We start from the raw sequence: 17,078 nt of genomic DNA on the forward strand, positions 1-17,078 counted from the left end.
TGGCTTAGGGCTGCGCCGGCACGGCCGGCTTGTTCAGCGGCCAGCCTATGACGGTCTTGGGCCGGGGCGCAGCGAACGTCCGCACCTTGGAGGTGGAGAGGCGCATCCGGACCAGGGATTCGGCGATGGTCACCGCGGAAGCCACGCCGTCCACGACGGGGACTCCCGCCCGCTGCCGGATCTGCTCATCCAGTCCGGCCATGCCGCCGCAGCCGAGCACGATGACCTCGGCCCTATCCTGCGTGACCGCAAGCATCGCCTGGTTGATGATGGCTTCCACGGCCCGCTCCGGCTCTTCCTCGAGTTCCAGCACCGCCATGCCGCTGGCTCGGACGGACGCGCACCTGGCGTCCAGCCCGGCCAGCTTCAGCCGGTCCTCGATGAGGGGAACCGTGCGATCCAGGGTGGTGACCACGGAGTATTTATGCCCCAGGAACATCGCCGTGCTGGCCGCGGCCTCGGTGATGTCCACCACCGGCACATCCAGCAGCTCCTGCAGACCTTCACGGCCGTGCTCGCCGTAGCCGGCCTGCACAACGGCATCGAAGGGCTCCGGGTAGGAGGTGACGGCGTCCATGACGGCAATGGCGGCCAGGTAACTCTCAAAGTTTCCCTCGCAGGAGTCCGCCCCAAACCTTGGGGTGATGCCGACGATCTCCGTACCGGGAGCGGCTACGCTGCGCGCCGAGGCGGCAATGGAGTCGGTCATCGACGAGGTGGTGTTCACGTTGGCGACGAGTATGCGCATGGGGTAGGTCCTTTGGTGCTGCGGATCCCTGTGGGCCGCTTTGCTGGTAGGGCTCAGTGGGTGCTGACGACGGCGATTGCCTCACCATCGTGGTCTTCGAGCCTTTGGTTGCGGTCGGCGATGAAGAAGTAGAGCGTGGCGGCGATGCCCGCTGCAAAGAACCAGGCGAACGGGGCCGCCGCAGCCAGTCCGGGCACGAAGGCGATGAGCAGGGCCAGGACGGCCGCTGGAACCATGGCAATGATGGCGCGGGGGTTGACGCCCTTCTTATAGAAGTACGCGCCGTCAGGGGATGCCGTGTAGAGCTGCGGCACGTTGACCTTGCCACGCCGGATCAGCCAGTAGTCGGCCATGACAACGCCAAACAGCGGGCCGAGCAGCGCACCGAGTCCACCGAGGAAGTACACGATGACCAGCGGGTTGTTGTAGAGGTTCCAGGGCAGGATGACCAGGCCGATCGTCGCCGAGACCATGGCAGCCTTGCGGAAGTTCAGCCGTTTGGGGAACAGGTTGGTCAGGGCGTAAACGGGGGCCACGAAGTTGGCCATCAGGTTCACGGCGATGGTCAGGATCAACAGGGCAAGGCAGGCCAGGACCAGGAAGAGCGTGTTGGGGATGGTCTGGACGATGTCCGAGGGGCTCTTGATGATGGTGCCGTTGATCTTGAACTGGCCGCCGGCCATGACCACTACGATGGCGCCGAAGACCAGCATGTTGATGGGGATGCCCCAGAAGTTGCCGCGCACCACAGCCTTTTTGGAGACCGCCGAGCGGGTGAAGTCGCAGAAGTTGAGGACGAAGGTGCCATAGATGGACACCCACAGGGCGCCGCCCGCGAAGATGGTGAGCCACATTTCCGGCCCTTCCAGCGCCTTGTTGGAGGACCATGCGATGCTTCCGCCGGCTTCGACGAAGATCCAGATGGCCATCGCGGCCATGGTGGCAAGAATGACGGGGCCGGCGAAGGCCTCATACTTGCGGATCATTTCCATGCCGAAGCTGACAATCACCAGCTGGACCACCCAGAGGGTCACGAATGCCATCCAGCCGAGTGTGGACAGGCCTAGGATGGAGTCTTTGTCCATGTCCGCCAACGCTGGGAACATGGCCACGATCATCACGCGGAACACCACGGACGCGAGGTAGGTCTGGATGCCGAACCAGGCCACTGCCACGGCTCCGCGGAGGAGGCTGGCGATCTGGGCTCCCCTGATGCCGAAGCTGATGCGGCTCATGACCGGGAAGGGAACACCGGTCTTGACACCCATGAAGCCGGAAAGCGTCAGGAGGCCGAACAGCAGGGCGGCACCGATGCCGAGGGCCATGAGGATCTGCCACCCGCCCAGCCCCAACGCGAACAGACCGATGGCGAAGGCGTAGTTGCCCAGGCTGTGCACGTCGTTGGCCCAAAGGGTGAAGATGCTGTAGCTGGTCCAGCTGCGGCCGGCTCGCTTGGTGGGGGCCAGATCCGAGTTGTACAGGGAAGGGCTGATGCTTGTGCCTGAAGCTGCGCTGGCGGATTCACACAGGGCTTCAACACTGTTGGTGGCATGTGCTGTAGGGGCCGACGACGCTGTCAGGCCCTGCTCAGCAGCAACGCCCGCCGTGGGAGGGGTTTGCATAGGGGTCTCAATTCTTTGGAGGATTCCGGGTGGTGAGGCCGACCGGGAGAGTCGTTTCTGTTATTCCACCTAGCGGAAACGAGATATTGAATAGTGAAATAATGGTATGACCCAGGTCACTGCCGGTCAAGCGCCCCGGGCACTCCGGGTCGGTCACAATCCGTCGCTTCGCTTCTATGCGCGCCAACGGGCGGGAGGTGGCGGCTGTCACGTTGACCCCGGCCCTCTCACTCACTAATCTCATCTAGCAATAATGTTTTCTCACAATACGAAAATATGAGCCGATCCATTCAAAGATGAAAAGAGGCTGCCGTGGCTGCAGGAGAAGATACCTCCCATATCCTCAGCGGGTTGACTAACCAGCTGCCTGATCGTGATCCGGAAGAGACTGCCGAGTGGGTTGAGTCCCTGGATGCGTTGATCAGGGAACAGGGCACCGAGCGTGCCCAATACATCATGCGGAGCCTGCTGCAGCGCGCGGGTGCGCAGAGCGTGGGTGTGCCGATGGTGACCACCACCGATTACGTGAACACGATCCCGGTGGACCAGGAAGCCGAGTTCCCGGGCAACGAGGAGTACGAGCGCCGCTACCGGGCGTACATGCGGTGGAACGCCGCGGTCATGGTGCACCGGGCGCAGCGGCCCGATATCGGCGTCGGGGGGCACATCTCCACCTACGCCGGGGCCGCGACCCTGTACGAGGTCGGGTTCAACCACTTCTTCCGCGGCAAGGACCACCCCGGCGGCGGGGACCAGGTCTTCTTCCAGGGCCACGCCTCCCCCGGCATGTACGCCCGGGCGTTCATGGAAGGCCGCCTCTCCGAGGAGGACCTGGACGGGTTCCGGCAGGAAAAGTCCCGTGAGGGCCACGCCCTGTCCTCCTACCCGCACCCGCGCCTGATGCCGCACTTCTGGGAATTCCCCACCGTGTCCATGGGCATCGGGCCGATGAACGCGATCTACCAGGCCCAGAACAACCGCTACCTGCACAACCGGGGCCTGAAAGACACCTCCGACCAGCAGGTCTGGGCGTTCCTGGGCGACGGGGAAATGGACGAACCCGAATCCCGCGGCCTGCTCCAGCTCGCCGCGAACGAGAACCTGGACAACCTGAACTTCGTGATCAACTGCAACCTCCAGCGCCTGGACGGTCCGGTGCGCGGCAACGGCAAGATCATGCAGGAACTCGAAGCGTTCTTCCGCGGCGCGGGCTGGAACGTGATCAAGGTCGTCTGGGGCCGGGAATGGGATGACCTGCTCACCCGCGACACCGACGGGTCCCTGGTGAAAATCATGAACGAAACCGTCGACGGGGACTACCAGACCTACAAGGCCGAATCCGGCGGGTTCGTCCGCGAACACTTCTTCGGCAAAACCCCGCAGACCAAGGACCTCGTCGCGGACCTCACCGACGACCAGATCTGGAACCTCAAACGCGGCGGCCACGACTACCGCAAGGTCTACGCCGCCTACAAAGCAGCCACCGAATTCAAGGGCAAACCCACCGTCATCCTCGCCCACACCGTCAAGGGCTACGGCCTCGGCCCCCACTTCGAAGGCCGCAACGCCACCCACCAGATGAAAAAGCTGACCATCGGGGATCTCAAGGAGTTCAGGGACTACCTGCGCATTCCCATTTCGGATGAACAGCTTGATGCCGATCCCTACGGGCCTCCCTACTACCACCCGGGATTCGATGCGCCCGAGATTGCCTATCTCCTCGAACGAAGGAGGGCACTGGGCGGGTCCGTTCCGGAGCGCCGTGGAGGTCATCAGGCCGTGGAGCTTCCGGATGCCAAGTCCTACGAGGTTGCCAAGCGCGGCTCGGGCAAGCAAATGGCGGCCACCACGATGTCATTCGTGCGCCTGCTGAAGGATTTGCTCAGGGACAAGAAATTCGGGAACCGGATTGTGCCCATCGTGCCGGATGAGTCCCGCACTTTCGGTATGGACGCGTTTTTCCCGACTGCCAAGATCTATAGCCCGGCCGGCCAGAACTACTTGTCGGTGGACCGTGACCTGGTCCTGGCGTACAAGGAATCCCCCGCCGGGCAGCTGATCCACCCCGGGATCAACGAAGCCGGCGCCGTGGCAGCGTTCACCGCCGCCGGGACCTCCTACGCCACCCACGGCATCCCCCTGGTCCCGGTCTACGTGTTCTACTCCATGTTCGGCTTCCAGCGCACCGGCGACGCCTTCTGGGCCGCCGCGGACCAAATGACCCGCGGCTTCATCATCGGCGCCACCGCAGGACGGACCACCCTCACCGGCGAAGGCCTCCAGCACGCCGACGGCCACTCCCCCCTGCTGGCCTCCACCAACCCCGCCGTGCTCACCTACGACCCCGCCTATGGCTACGAGATCGGACACATCGTCCGCTCCGGCCTGGAACGGATGTACGGGGCAGAGTCCGAAGGACACAACGGCGACAAAAACGTCATGTACTACCTCACCGTGTACAACGAACCCATCATCCAGCCCGCAGAACCCGAGAACCTCGACGTCGAAGGCGTCATCAAGGGCATCTACCTGCTCGCCCCGGCGAAGGCCGCAGGACTGAACGAAAGCAGTCCCCGCACCCAGATCCTCGCCTCCGGCGTCTCCGTACCCTGGGCCCTCGAAGCCCAGCGCGTGCTGGCCGATGACTGGAACGTCTCCGCCGACGTCTGGTCCGTGACCTCCTGGAACGAGCTGCGCCGCGACGGCCTCGCCGCCGAAGAGGAAGCCTTCCTCAACCCCGGCCAACCCACCCGCGTCCCCTTCGTCACCCAGCAACTCGAAGGAGCCACCGGCCCCATCGTCGCCGTGTCCGACTACATGAAGGCCGTCCCGGACCAGATCCGGCAATTCGTCCCCAACGAATACGCCACCCTCGGCGCCGACGGCTTCGGCTTCTCCGACACCCGCGCAGCAGCCCGCCGCTACTTCAAAAACGACACCCACTCCATCGTCGTGAAAGTACTGCAGATGCTCGCGGCGAGGGGCGAAGTTGAGGAGGGTGCGCCGTCGTACGCCATGGACCGCTACAAGATCCTAGACGTCAACGCCGGCACCACCGGCGGGGCGGGCGGCGACGCCTGACAACCACAGCCGGCAGCAGTCGGGGCAGTTTCCGGGGGGAGGCTGCCCCGACTGCTTTGGCATTGGCTAGGGTGCAGCTATGAAGAACACGGACGCGCCCGGGCCCGCAGGCCCGACTGGCCACGGGGTGATTGGCGTCGTCCTTGCGGCCGGAGCGGGCACCCGCCTGGGACTGGGACCGAAGGCGCTGCTGCCCTACCGGGGCCGGCCGCTGGTGGAGTCGGTCGCCAACACACTGCTCGACGGCGGCTGCCGGGAAGTGGTGGTGGTCCTGGGGGCAGGAGCATCTGAAGTTCAGTCGGTTGCCGGCCTCGACCGCTTCCGGGTAGTGAAGAACCCGGAGTGGCAGACGGGCATGGGCAGCTCGTTCCTCCTTGGAAACCGAGCCGCGGATCCCGGAAGCCACGTTTTGATCGCCCTCGTGGACCAACCCGGCCTGACCCGTGAAACCGTGGCACGGTTGCTGGCCCGGCATCGTACGGGCCGGATCACCGCCGCCGCGTACCGCCGCGCATTCGCTGAGGGCGCGCTGACGGACCATAGCGGCCGCAAAGACAACAGCGCCGGCCACGGAGACAACCGGCAAGCGGGACAACTCCGCCGCGGGCACCCCCTGCTCATCGACGCCTCCCTGCGGGAGGCCGTGTGCGCAACGGTGACGGGCGACGCCGGGGCGCGCGGCTTTCTGCGCTCCCACCCGGACTTGGTGGATGAGGTGGACTGCAGCGACCAGTCCACCGGTGAAGACGTCGATACGCCGGACCAGCTGGGTCTTCTACGCTAGCGCCCTCCCACCCTCAGCACCCGGGGCTCCAGTAGCAGGCGACCTCCACAAGCACTCGAGCACGGTCAGGGCAACATGACCCGGGCCGCGTCAGGCGGTTGGGGCGTGCAGGATCCGCTCCAGCCAATGTTCTGCAGGGGATATGCCGAGGCGCACGAGATCCGAAAGCACGCCAGGCGCTCCCTCCCCCGGTACCTTGTTCCGGTTGCGAAGGGCTGGCCATTTCGTTGGTTCCCAGTCCTGGTGTTCGCTCGGGTACTGCCTGCCGGTGGGTGAGGTCCAGCCGGGTGGTTCGTTTTTGGTGGCCGGGGTGGGTTTCCACCCGGTGGTGTGGCGGAGTTTGTGGTGTTTCGGGCAGGGCTGTCCCAGGTTGCTGATCCCGGTGGTGCCGCCGTTGGCCCAGGCGAGGATGTGGTCGGCGTCATTATCCAGGGAATTATTGCTGCAGCCCGGGAACGGGCACTTACCGTCCCGCATCCGCAACCAAGCCCGCATCGCGTGGGTCACCCGGTAACTCGTCCGCCCGATCTCCAGCGGCGCCCCGTCCCGGGGATCCACCAACACCCGGTAAAACGATGTTGCCCCATTCGCCACCAGGTCCCGCGCCATCGACGGCGGGATCGTCCCGTACCCGTCCAGCACGGCCGGCTCATCCGTCAACCCCATCAACGAGTACACCGGGACCGTGACCAGGACCTGCGCATGGATCGGCGAAGACCAGGGCTGCTGCCCGGCACCGTAACGTCCACCGGCATCTGGACCGTCGACGGCACCAGCGCCGCCCCGGTGGACGGCCTCGACGTCACTGCCTGCGTCGGATAAGGGCGTGGCACAGGGACCACCGGCGTGGACGATACTGCCGCTGCCAAGGACCGCACTGGCGAACTTGTCGGCCCGCAGCTGCGGCATGCTGCGGGACTCATCCGGCCCCTGCATGCCACGCGAGATCGCGGTGAGCCGGTTCCACCGGCCAACGCCTCAGCCGCCGGCAGGCACGCGGACAGCCACGCCATCCCATCCTGGTCCGGCCGGAACTCCACCCGCCGATCCGCCAGCCCCTTGGCATGGCGTTTCTCGATGCTCTCCGCGTGGTGACGTTCCCGCCACGTCCTGGCCTTGACCCGAAACCGGTGCGCCGGCATCTCCCCCACCGGGCACCCCCGAGCAGGGTCCTGGGCGTCAGGGTCAAGGAAATGGGCTTCCAACGCCGTCGCCCCCGCAGCATCAAGGCCGGCCGTCTCATCCGCCATCACCACCGCGTGCTGCCACGACAGAGTCCCGGTCTGCAGCCCCGCCAACGTCCGCGGCAACGAGGAAACAACGGCGTGCGAAGTCGCCAGGAACGATGACGCAGCCCGCGGCCCCAAAGCCAGCACACACCCGACCTCCGCCGCGAACGCCATCTCCTGCGCCTGCACCGGCACATCAGGCCCGGCAACAACAGAGGCGCTCCCCGCGTACGTCACCGCAGCCTTCGCCTTCAAACCAGCGAACCCGGCCTCCACCTCACGGGCACCGGCCAAAACGTCCAGGCACCCATCAGCCAGCCCCGCCAACGGATCAGCCACCGAGAACGGCTCAGAACCGCACCCATCCACCTCCGCATGCAACACAGCAAGGGCAGCCCGGATGTCCGCATAAGCCCTGGTTACCGCTGCCTTCCCCATAAACCAATCATGACAAGGGGGTACGACATTCTGGCCGTGAAGACGTCAGCTCAGGCCTGCATCCCACTTTCCAATAGCTGTTCCAGCCCCTGTTTGAAGCCGGACCGCCCGCCATGGGCCGGGTGCCGGATTTTTGGCGCGGACAGACCACTGCGCTGCAGGCTGTGCTGGGCCACGTTTCCCACCGCCACGATGGAGGTGACTCCGAACAGCTCCGCCAGTTCCTGCCAGAAAGACGTGCCGAGGTTGGTTTCGGACGGCCTGGGCGTGCGGTTGGACAACGGCTGCCCCGGCTTGTGGGTGTGCCAGGGAAAAGCACTCCACAGCAGCGGCAGGAACCCCACTTCTTCCAGGACTTGCCAGAGCACGGTGGCGGTGGGCTCGGCAGCTACCCCTGCAGCTTCGGGAGGCAGAACGTAGCCCTTGCCGGGGCCGAAGAGCCCGAAGCTGTTGGCGGGCCCTCCGAGAATGACCCTGTTGGTGAAGGGCACCCCGGTAATCCGCATGCCCCTGAAGCCCGGCGCCTCCCCCACCAGCAGCACCTTGGGCCGCCGGTCCAGCATCTCCTGCAGGTAGAGCTCAAGGTTGTGCCGGCGCAGCGCGTTCGCCGGAACTTCATGATTGAAGAAGTTGGTGCACCCAGGCCCCAGCTCCACGGCCGCGAGCCGCTCTACAACGTCATGGACTGGGTCAGTCACCGGCGAGCTTCCAGGCGGCGACCGGGTTACCAGCGCGGGTGGATGGACTCGCGGAAGTAGTGGTCATAGATCCAGCGGACGCCGTCGTCGAACTCCTTGCCCACGCTGACAGTGGCCGCGCCAGCATTGGCGCGGGCCTGCTCCACATTGCGGGCGCCCGGGATAACGGTGGTGACGCCGTCCTGCGCGGCGATCCACGCGATGGCTGCCTGGGCGGTGGTGGCACCGGAAGGCACCAACTGCTCGAATTCCTTCACTGCCTTGAGGCCCTGCTCGTAGTCCACGCCGGAGAAGGTCTCCCCGACGTCGAAGGCCTCGCCCTGGCGGTTGTAGTTGCGGTGGTCGTTCTCCGCGAACGTGGTGTCCTTGGTGTACTTGCCGGACAGCAGGCCGGATGCCAGCGGCACGCGGGCGATGATGCCAACCCCTGCGGCCTTGGCGGCGGGCAGTACCTCGTCCAGCGGCTTGAGGCGGAAGGCGTTGAGGATGATCTGGACCGAGGCCGTTCCCTCGTGCCGGATGGCTTCGAGTGCCTCGTCCGTGCGTTCCACACTCACGCCGTAGTTGCGGATGGCACCTTCGGCCACGAGTGTATCCAGGGCGTCATAAACTTCGTTGTTGCTGTACACCGGGGTGGGCGGGCAGTGCAGCTGGACCAGGTCCAGGGTGTCCATGCCCAGGTTCTTCCGTGAGCGGTCAACCCACTGGCGGAAGTTGGCCAGGGTGTAGTTTTCCGGCCGCTGTTCCATCCGCCGGCCCATCTTGGTGGCCACCGTGATGCCGAGGCCCGGGTTGTCCGCCAGGAACTTCCCGATTGCCTGCTCGCTCTTGCCGTCGCCGTATACGTCGGCGGTGTCGAAGAGGGTGACGCCGGCCTCCACCGAGGCTGCGAGGATGGCCTGCGCCTGCGCCGGATCCACGTTGCCCCAGTCCGCGCCGAGCTGCCAGGTGCCGAGCCCCACGATGGAGACGTTCCGTCCGGTCTTGCCTAAAATCCGCTGTTCCATCCCCCGACTATATGCAACGATGCAACCCGGGGTCAGTTCCGACCCCGGGTTGCGCCCGCGCAAGCGGAACTATGACCACCTGCCAGCCTAGGAAGTCACGCGCTCCAGCTTGGGCACCAGGCCCGCTTCCTTGAGCCCCATGTAGATCCGGTCCCGGGCGATGGGCAAAGACGCGAACCGCACTCCGGTGGCGTTCCGGATGGCATTGGCAAGCGCCGGCGCCACGGGATTGAACGGGCTTTCGCTCATCGATTTCGCCCCCAGCGGCCCCAGTTTGTCGTTGGTGTCCGCAAAGTACACCTCGCTGCGCGGCACGTCCGCGAAAGTAGGAATGTGGTACTGCCGCAGGATGTCCGTGGTGACCTTGCCGGCGTCGTCCACTACCACCTCCTCGTACAGCGTGGCACCCAGGGCCTGCGCGATCCCGCCCTCGATCTGGCCGCGGCACTGGCGCGGGTTGACCACCACGCCGGCGTCCGCCGCCTGCACGCTTTGCAGGATCTTCAGCTCACCGGTGCCGCGGTTCACCGCCACCCGGAAGCCGTGCACGTTGAAGGCTACGGAGCGTGGGGTGCCACCCCAGCGCCCCTCGGCAGCAAGTTCGACGCCGGCATCCGCAGCAGCCTGCGCCAGGTCAGCCAGTGCCACGGGAGTTCCATCGATCACAACGCTGCCTCCGTCAAGAACGCACGCGGAAGCCTGCGTCTGCCGGATGCCTGCCGCGAAGGCCCGGATCCGGACGGCCAACTCTTCCGCCGCGGCCAGCGTGGCCTTGCCGGCCACCACCGTACCGGCAGAGCCGAACGCACCGGTATCGTGCTCCACCAGGTCCGTGTCTGACTGCCGCACCACCACCCTGGCCGCCTCCGTGGACAAGGCTGTGGCCGCCAACTGTGCGTGCACCGTGGTGGTGCCGTTGCCGAACTCGGCGGTACCGACGTCGGCCTGGTACGTTCCGTCCGGCAGGAGCCGGACGTGGGAGTGGGCGAAGTGCCCGCGCGGCGGCACGGTGTCGATCATCGACAGTGCAGCGCCCTCGCCCACCATCCAGTCGGGCCCCAGGTCATCCAGACCCGCATCCTGGTAGCGGGCCTTGCCGCGGTCCAAGGCATCGCGGACCAGGTCCAGGCACTGGTCCAGGCCGTAGCTGCCGTAGTGGACGTCCTCCTCCGGATCCGGCTGGGTGGACAGCATGTGGTCCCCCTCCCGGACCATGTTCCGGCGGCGGAACTCCAGCGGATCCATGCCGATCCCGGCCGCCAGTTCGTCCATGGCAGACTCGATGGCGAAGATCATCTGGCTGAGTCCGTAGCCGCGGAAAGCACCGGCCGGAACAGTGTTCGTGTACACCGAGTGCGCGTCCACCTTCTTGTTTGCGCAGTTGTACACGGCCAGCGATTCACCGCAGCCGTGGAACATCACGCCCGGCCCGTGGTTGCCGTAGGCGCCGGTGTTGGTCACGACGTCCAGCTCCAGGGCCGTCAGCCTGCCGGCCCTGCTGGCGCCCGCCTTCAGCTTGATGGTGAACGGGTGCCGGGTGGTGGTGGCGGTGAACTGCTCCGTGCGGGTGAGTTCCAGCTGGACCGGCCGCTGCAGCTTCAGGGCCGCGAGCGCCACGAGGTCCTCGGTGAGGACTTCCTGCTTGCCGCCGAAGCCACCGCCCACACGCCCGGCCACCACGTGCACCTTGTCTTCTTCCAGGCCGAACACCCGGCACAGCGTCCGCCGGACCAGGAACGGGACCTGGCTGGAGGTGCGGACCTGCAGCCGGCCTTCGGCGTCCACCGAGGCGATGGCCGCGTGCGTTTCCAGCGCAACGTGCTGCACCCTCTGGGTCTGGTAGGTCTGTTCGTGGATGAAGTCGGCGGCGGCGAAACCATCGGCCACGTTTCCCAGCTCCGAGTGCAGTTCCGCCACCACGTTGCGGTCCGGACCGGCGATGCGGGAGGCAAAGGCGTCCTTGTCCCCGTGGACCAAAGGAGCGCCGGGCAGCAGGGCATCCTGGGGCGAGAAGACGGCGGGAAGCTCGTCATACTCCACGTGCAGCGCACGGACCCCGGCTTCCGCGGCGCCCACGGATTCCGCGACGACGGCGGCCACCCGCTGCCCGCGAAACCGCACCACGTCATCGAGCACGCGCGTATCGTCGGGGTCGTCGGTGAAGAGCTCGTGCTGGGCCGTGGAGAACAACTGCTCCGGCGCGTCCTCATGGGTGAAGACGGCCACGACGCCAGGGACCTGCAGCGCCCCCTCCTTGTCGATGGACACCACCCGTGCGTGGGCGTGCGGCGAGCGCAGGATCTTCAGGTGCAGCAGTGCCTGCTGCTGGTCCATCGGGAGGTCCAGGGTGTAGCGGGCGGCGCCGGTGACGACGGCCCGGCTTGCGGGCGCGGGAACGTCGTCGCCCAGGCGGCCCGGCTCCGGATCCGGCTGGCCGTCCCCGGCGATGCCGGAGCCGCGTCCTTCAGGGGCGGGATGGCCGGCATCCCCGCAGACCGCATCGGCAATGGCGCGGTACCCGGTGCACCGGCAAAGGTTGCCCTTGAGGTTCCTGGGCAGGTTCTCTTTCTGCTTCTCATCGAACGTTGCCGCCGTCATCACCATGCCCGCGGTGCAGAAGCCGCACTGGAAACCCTGCCGCTCCATGAACTGCTGCTGCACGGGGTGCAATTCCCCGTCACCGCCAGGGCCAGCAGCAGCCAACCCCTCAATAGTGGTGATCGCATGCCCCTCCGCCCGGACGGCCGGGTAGATGCAGCTGTGGACCGGTGTTCCGTCCACGTGCACGGTGCAGGCGCCGCAATCGCCCCCATCGCACCCCTTCTTCACGCCGGTGTTGCCCTGCTCCCGCAGGAAAGTGCGCAGGCACTGGCCGGGGCGGGGTGCGGTGCCTGCGGGGGTGCCATTGATCTCGATGGCCATGCTCAGGCCCCTTTCGAAAGTGCTGTTGATCCGGGCGGGGTGGCGCTCCGGGGCGGCCAGAAGTCCCCGGAGACCGCCAGTCCCGGCGTTCCCTCGGGGACTGCCAGCTCCGCGCGGATTTCCTCGGCCAGCCGGTAGGCCATATCGCGGCGCCAGGCAGGCAGGCCGTGGATGTCGTCGTGATAGAGCTCTGCCGGAATGGCATCGTCCAATGCAGCGGCCAGCCGGTCTGCATCCGGCACTCCGTCGAAGCGCAGCTGAACGGGCCGCTTGGTGGCGGCGGTGACGGTCAGCACCAGGGAGGCGCCGCCGTCGAGCCTTCCAATGAGCAGCGCCCCGGACCGGCCCAGGTTGCTTAGCGACAGCCGGCGGAACGCCACCCGCGAGGCAAGGGCCGACGCCGGCAGGTGGACGCTGCGGAGCAGCTCGCCGGGTGCCAGGCAGTTTGTCGCATCCCCGGTGATGAAGTCCGCCACCGGAACCCGCCGGCTGGTGCCGCCCGGCCCGAGGATGGTGGCCGTGCCGTCCAGCCCGGCGCACAGCGAGATGATCGGCCCTGCGGGCAGGGAGGTGCAGAGGTTGCCGCCCACGGTGGACATGTTCCAGATCTTGAAGGACGCCACGAACGAATCGCAGCACGCGCGGACCAGGTCCAGCCCGGGCCAGGAGCGGCCTGCCGCGGCCGGGGATGCCGGAAGGTTGTACAGCTCGGCGATCGTGCAGGTCGCGGCCAGCTCGATACCGTCGTCGGTGACGGTGACGGGCGTCCAACCGGCCTCGCCAAGATCCAGCAGGCGGGTGAGCGGCCGGGGGCCAAAGGCGTAGCTGCCGTACGAGAACAGGACGGTGCCACCGGCAAGCCAGGCATCGCCGTCGCGCCACTGTGCGGGGTCTGTGGTGCGGACCACCGCCTCGATAGTGTTCATGTCCATGCGATCTCCTGAGTATCAAGGTCTGCGGCTGCAGGAGCAGCCGGGTGGTGGATGGCGCCGGAGGTGTCCCGCAGCGGCCCGCAGGTGGCGGCGCTGTTCCGTGCGGCAATCAGTTCCGCGGTCACGGACACCGCCACTTCGGCAGGAGTCACGGCGCCGAGGTCAAGGCCGATGGGTGAATGCAGCTGGGCGATCCGTTCCGGCGGGACGCCTGCGTTGAGGAGCTCGTCCACCCGCTGGAGGTGGCTGCGGCGGGATCCCATGGCGCCAACGTAGGCGAGGTCCAGTGCCAGTGCGGTTTCCAGCAGGGGGATATCGAACTTGGGGTCATGGGTGAGGACGGCGGCCACGGTGCGGCTGTCCGTCCGGCCTGCCGCCGCTTCCGCAGCCAGGTAGCGGTGCGGCCAGTCCGTGACCACCTGGTCTGCGGCGGCGAACCGTGGCTGCGACGCGAAGGCTGGGCGGGCATCCACGAGGGTCACGTGGTAGCCCAGCAGTTTGGCGGCGGGCACCAGTGCCGCGCCGAAGTCGTTGGCGCCGAACACCAGCATCCGTGGCGGGGCCAGCCGGGACTCCACCAGGACAGCCGGCCCCGCCGGCTGGCTGTCGCTGCGGTCCGCAGCGCACTCCCCCGGTTGTGGGAGGTGGACCAGGCCGGCTCCGCCGCCGCGCACAAGCGCCTCAACCTGAAGCGCCGGCTCCCCGTCGAGCAGCACTGCCAGCTGGGGAGACGCGGCCAGACGGAAAGCGGCCGGATCGGGAAGGACGACGGCGGCACCTCCCGCGTTCCCCAGCAGCCGTACCAGCGCGACGGGTTGGTCCGGGCCGAGGCCGGCGAGTCGCGCAAGGGCGGCGCGGAGCGGGTGCGCAGCGCCAGTCCCCGCGGGCACAGGCTCGATGTGGATGGCCAGTTCTCCCCCGCAGGTTAGCCCGGCTGCGAAGGCGTCGGCGGAACTGAAACCGAAGGTCTCGTGGCGGGGAACGCCGTCGTCCATTGCCTCCTGCGCGAGCGCCACCAAGGCGCCTTCCACGCAGCCACCGGAGAGGCTGCCCAGGACGTCACCGGATGCGGCGACCAGCATGGAGGTCCCCACCGGCCGTGGCACCGAGCCGGACGCGCCCACGATGGTGGCCACGGCGAACTCCTCGCCCGCAAGCCGCGGCACCCACGGGCCAAGTGAAGGGATCAGGTCAATCATGGCGGCGCTCCTTCTTCCGCAGCGGTGGTGTCCATTGTCGGTCCCGCCGGGGGCCGGGCCAAGGGTTGGCCCGGCCCCCGGAAGGAAAGGGCACTACTTAGCCGCCCAGCAGGGCGTTGATGGGCCCGCGGGCGAAGTACACCAGGAACCCGGCGCTGACCACCCACATGAGCGGATGGATCTTCTTCGCCTTGCCGGAAGCGGCCCCGATGACGGCCCAGCTCACGAAGCCCACCCCGATGCCGTTGGCAATCGAGTAGCTCAGCGGCATCGTCACGATGGTGAGGAACGCCGGCAGGGCCACCGTGAACTTGGTGAACTTGATCTCGCGGATCTGCGCCATCATCATGGCGCCCACCACCACCAGGGCGGCTGCGGCGACCTCGAGCGGCACCACGCTGGTGAGCGGAGTGAGGAACATCGAGCCAAGGAACAGCAGGCCGGTGACCACCGAGGCCAAGCCGGTGCGGGCGCCTTCGCCGATGCCGGCCGCCGAGTCGATGTAGACCGTGTTGGAGGAACCGGAGGTGGCCCCGCCCGCCACGGCGCCGAAGCCTTCCACGATGAAGGCTGACTTCAGCCGCGGGAACGTGCCGTCCTTGTGCGCGACGCCGGCGCTCTTGGCCAGGCCGGTCATGGTGCCCATGGCGTCGAAGAAGTTGGTGAACACGAGGGTGAAGACCAGCATGGTGGCTGCGAGTCCGCCGATCCTGGCGAATGAGCCGAACAGGTCGAACTGGCCCACCAGGCCCAGGTCCGGGGCCGACACCAGCTGGCCGGACAGAACGGGAGTGTTCAGGTGCCAGCCGCCGGGGTTGGTGGAGCTGGCGGGGCCGATTTTCATGATGGCTTCCACGACCGCGGCCAGCACGGTGGTGCCGACGATACCGATGAGCAGGCCGCCCTGGACCTTGCGTGCCACCAGGATGCCCATGGCCAGGAGTCCGACGACGAACACGAGCGTGGGCACGGAGGTGATGGAGCCGCCGTCGCCCAGCTGGACGGGCGGACCGCCCGCGGTGGGCCGGACGAAGCCGGAGTCCACGAAGCCGATGAAAGCGATGAAGAGGCCGATGCCGACCGTGATGGCGGCCTTCAGCTCTTTGGGAACGGCCCGGAAGATGGCGGTCCGCGCGCCGGTGACGCCGAAGAGCACGATCAGGATGCCGTTGATCACCACCAGGCCCATGGCCTCCGGCCAGGTAACTTCGTGGATCACCGAAACGGCCAGGAAGGAGTTGATGCCCAGTCCCGCGGCGAGCCCGAACGGCAGGTTGGCGATGAGGCCGAAGAGGATGGTCATGACGCCGGCGGTCAGGCCGGTGACGGCGCCCACCTGGGCTGCGGAGAGCCAGCCGCCGGCGACGTCGGTGGGGGCGTTGTCGGCGCTGAAACCGCCCAGGATGAGGGGGTTCAGGATGACGATGTACGCCATGGTGAAGAAGGTGACCAGGCCGCCCCGGAATTCGCGGGCAAGGGTTGAGCCGCGCCGGGTGATCTGGAAGAAACGGTCCAGGAAGGATTCCGGCGCCGGCGGCCGCGGTGTTCCGGTTGCCTGCGTGGAAGTGCGCGGCGCCCGCCGGGTGGTGCTGGTGGTTGGAGCCGAACGCTCCTCGTGGGAATGGTCCAGGATGGTCATCGGAGCCGCCGGGCCTAGTAGTCGATCCTGGATTCGAGCGTGTTCCAGGTGTTGAAGGGCTCCAGCGGGGCCGGGGCCTGGGGATCGCCCAGTTCCAGCTTGGAGACCGGCATCAGGGAATCCCTGTCCTGGTTTTCAAAGTACTCGTAGAACACGGCGTCGTCGAAGCCGACGGAGGCGGCGTCGTGGCGGTCTGCGGCGTAGACAACGCGGCTTACCCGTGCCCAGAGTGCGGAGGCCAGGCACATGGGGCACGGCTCGCAGCTGGTGTAGAGGGTGGCGCCGCTGAGGTCGAAGGTGCCCAGTTCGCGGCAGGCGGTGCGGATGGCGGTAACTTCGGCGTGGGCGGTGGGATCATTGTCCGCGGTGACGCGGTTGACGCCGTCGAACGTCTGCCCGTCCGCCGTGACGATCATGGCGCCGAACGGGCCTCCGCTGTTGAGGACATTGGCTGTTGCCAGCCTGATGGAGCGGGCCAAAAACTGTTCGGCCGTGACGGTGGTACTCATGATGCGACTTCCTTTTGCCGGGAAGCCTGTCGCCGCGCAGGACCAGTAAAACCAGGTGCGAACGGTTACCAGGCTTCAGCATGTGCTGTGAAGGTTAAGTTGCGCCTGGTAGATAGCTTCCCGGGTTCGGGTGCCCGCCTTTGGCAGAATCGAGATTAGCACCGGTTTGTGGGCTACGCCATAGTTTTCTGGAAATTTAATTTCGCTATGTGAAATGCATGTTTCGGGCTCTTCACCTCCCTTCCGCCGCCACAGTCATAAATGCCGGCG

11 protein-coding genes and 1 pseudogene are annotated in these 17,078 nt (G+C 66.8%); 2 read left to right on the forward strand and 10 right to left on the reverse strand.

Annotation, left to right across the window (positions count from 1 at the left end; genetic code table 11):
• Positions 1–4 precede the first annotated feature (4 nt).
• Both JCQ34_RS16175 and JCQ34_RS16180 read right to left on the reverse strand, forming a co-directional pair.
• Complete coding sequence (locus JCQ34_RS16175) at positions 5–748, reverse strand: aspartate/glutamate racemase family protein (RefSeq protein ID WP_286399155.1); 744 nt, start codon at positions 746–748, stop codon at positions 5–7.
• A 53-nt stretch (positions 749–801) separates the two neighbouring features.
• Entirely contained in the window at positions 802–2,370 is a 1,569-nt protein-coding gene (locus JCQ34_RS16180; protein WP_286399158.1) for an NCS1 family nucleobase:cation symporter-1, read from the reverse strand.
• Positions 2,371–2,682: 312 nt separating this feature from the next.
• On the opposite strand from JCQ34_RS16180, the gene aceE reads away from it, so the two are divergent.
• Positions 2,683–5,451, forward strand: coding sequence for a pyruvate dehydrogenase (acetyl-transferring), homodimeric type (gene aceE / locus JCQ34_RS16185; RefSeq protein WP_286399160.1), 2,769 nt, complete (start codon positions 2,683–2,685; stop codon positions 5,449–5,451).
• A gap of 79 nt (positions 5,452–5,530) precedes the next feature.
• Positions 5,531–6,235 (forward strand): nicotine blue oxidoreductase, encoded by a 705-nt coding sequence (gene nboR, locus JCQ34_RS16190; protein ID WP_286399164.1) that lies wholly within the window; start codon positions 5,531–5,533, stop codon positions 6,233–6,235.
• 90 nt (positions 6,236–6,325) lie between these two features.
• Here nboR and JCQ34_RS16195 read toward each other — a convergent pair.
• From JCQ34_RS16195 to JCQ34_RS16230, 8 genes and pseudogenes are all read right to left on the reverse strand, one after another.
• A pseudogene (locus tag JCQ34_RS16195) lies at positions 6,326–7,902 on the reverse strand (DUF222 domain-containing protein).
• A 50-nt stretch (positions 7,903–7,952) separates the two neighbouring features.
• Entirely contained in the window at positions 7,953–8,600 is a 648-nt protein-coding gene (locus JCQ34_RS16200; RefSeq protein WP_286399167.1) for a uracil-DNA glycosylase, read from the reverse strand.
• 26 nt (positions 8,601–8,626) lie between these two features.
• On the reverse strand, positions 8,627–9,607 hold the full coding sequence (locus tag JCQ34_RS16205) for an aldo/keto reductase (protein WP_286399169.1): 981 nt from the start codon (positions 9,605–9,607) through the stop codon (positions 8,627–8,629).
• An 87-nt stretch (positions 9,608–9,694) separates the two neighbouring features.
• Positions 9,695–12,529: a molybdopterin-dependent oxidoreductase gene (locus JCQ34_RS16210; protein WP_286399171.1), complete on the reverse strand. Its 2,835-nt coding sequence runs from the start codon at positions 12,527–12,529 to the stop codon at positions 9,695–9,697.
• Between the two features lie 2 nt (positions 12,530–12,531).
• A complete protein-coding gene (locus JCQ34_RS16215; RefSeq protein WP_286399173.1) occupies positions 12,532–13,461 on the reverse strand; it encodes an FAD binding domain-containing protein in 930 nt (309 codons plus the stop codon).
• Positions 13,452–14,660 carry an XdhC family protein gene (locus JCQ34_RS16220; protein ID WP_286399175.1) on the reverse strand — a complete coding sequence of 403 codons (1,209 nt, stop codon included), beginning with the start codon at positions 14,658–14,660 and terminating at the stop codon, positions 13,452–13,454. The genes JCQ34_RS16215 and JCQ34_RS16220 overlap by 10 nt, the downstream gene beginning before the upstream one ends.
• Positions 14,661–14,757: 97 nt before the next feature.
• A complete protein-coding gene (locus tag JCQ34_RS16225) occupies positions 14,758–16,299 on the reverse strand; it encodes an NCS2 family permease (RefSeq protein WP_286399177.1) in 1,542 nt (513 codons plus the stop codon).
• Between the two features lie 14 nt (positions 16,300–16,313).
• Entirely contained in the window at positions 16,314–16,808 is a 495-nt protein-coding gene (locus JCQ34_RS16230; protein WP_056330103.1) for a nucleoside deaminase, read from the reverse strand.
• Positions 16,809–17,078: the final 270 nt, after the last annotated feature.

This window comes from Pseudarthrobacter defluvii (assembly GCF_030323865.1).
GTDB classification, from domain to species: Bacteria; Actinomycetota; Actinomycetes; order Actinomycetales; family Micrococcaceae; genus Arthrobacter; species Arthrobacter sedimenti.

Excerpts from the sequence above, each read along its gene's own strand:
- JCQ34_RS16215 (WP_286399173.1), bottom strand. The coding sequence starts at position 13,461 with ATGGACATGAACACTATCGAGGCGGTGGTCCGCACCACAGACCCCGCA.
- JCQ34_RS16175 (WP_286399155.1), bottom strand. The coding sequence starts at position 748 with ATGCGCATACTCGTCGCCAACGTGAACACCACCTCGTCGATGACCGAC.
- nboR (WP_286399164.1), top strand. The coding sequence starts at position 5,531 with ATGAAGAACACGGACGCGCCCGGGCCCGCAGGCCCGACTGGCCACGGG.
- JCQ34_RS16225 (WP_286399177.1), bottom strand. The coding sequence starts at position 16,299 with ATGACCATCCTGGACCATTCCCACGAGGAGCGTTCGGCTCCAACCACC.
- JCQ34_RS16205 (WP_286399169.1), bottom strand. The coding sequence starts at position 9,607 with ATGGAACAGCGGATTTTAGGCAAGACCGGACGGAACGTCTCCATCGTG.
- JCQ34_RS16210 (WP_286399171.1), bottom strand. The coding sequence starts at position 12,529 with ATGGCCATCGAGATCAATGGCACCCCCGCAGGCACCGCACCCCGCCCC.
- JCQ34_RS16180 (WP_286399158.1), bottom strand. The coding sequence starts at position 2,370 with ATGCAAACCCCTCCCACGGCGGGCGTTGCTGCTGAGCAGGGCCTGACA.
- JCQ34_RS16220 (WP_286399175.1), bottom strand. The coding sequence starts at position 14,660 with ATGATTGACCTGATCCCTTCACTTGGCCCGTGGGTGCCGCGGCTTGCG.
- JCQ34_RS16230 (WP_056330103.1), bottom strand. The coding sequence starts at position 16,808 with ATGAGTACCACCGTCACGGCCGAACAGTTTTTGGCCCGCTCCATCAGG.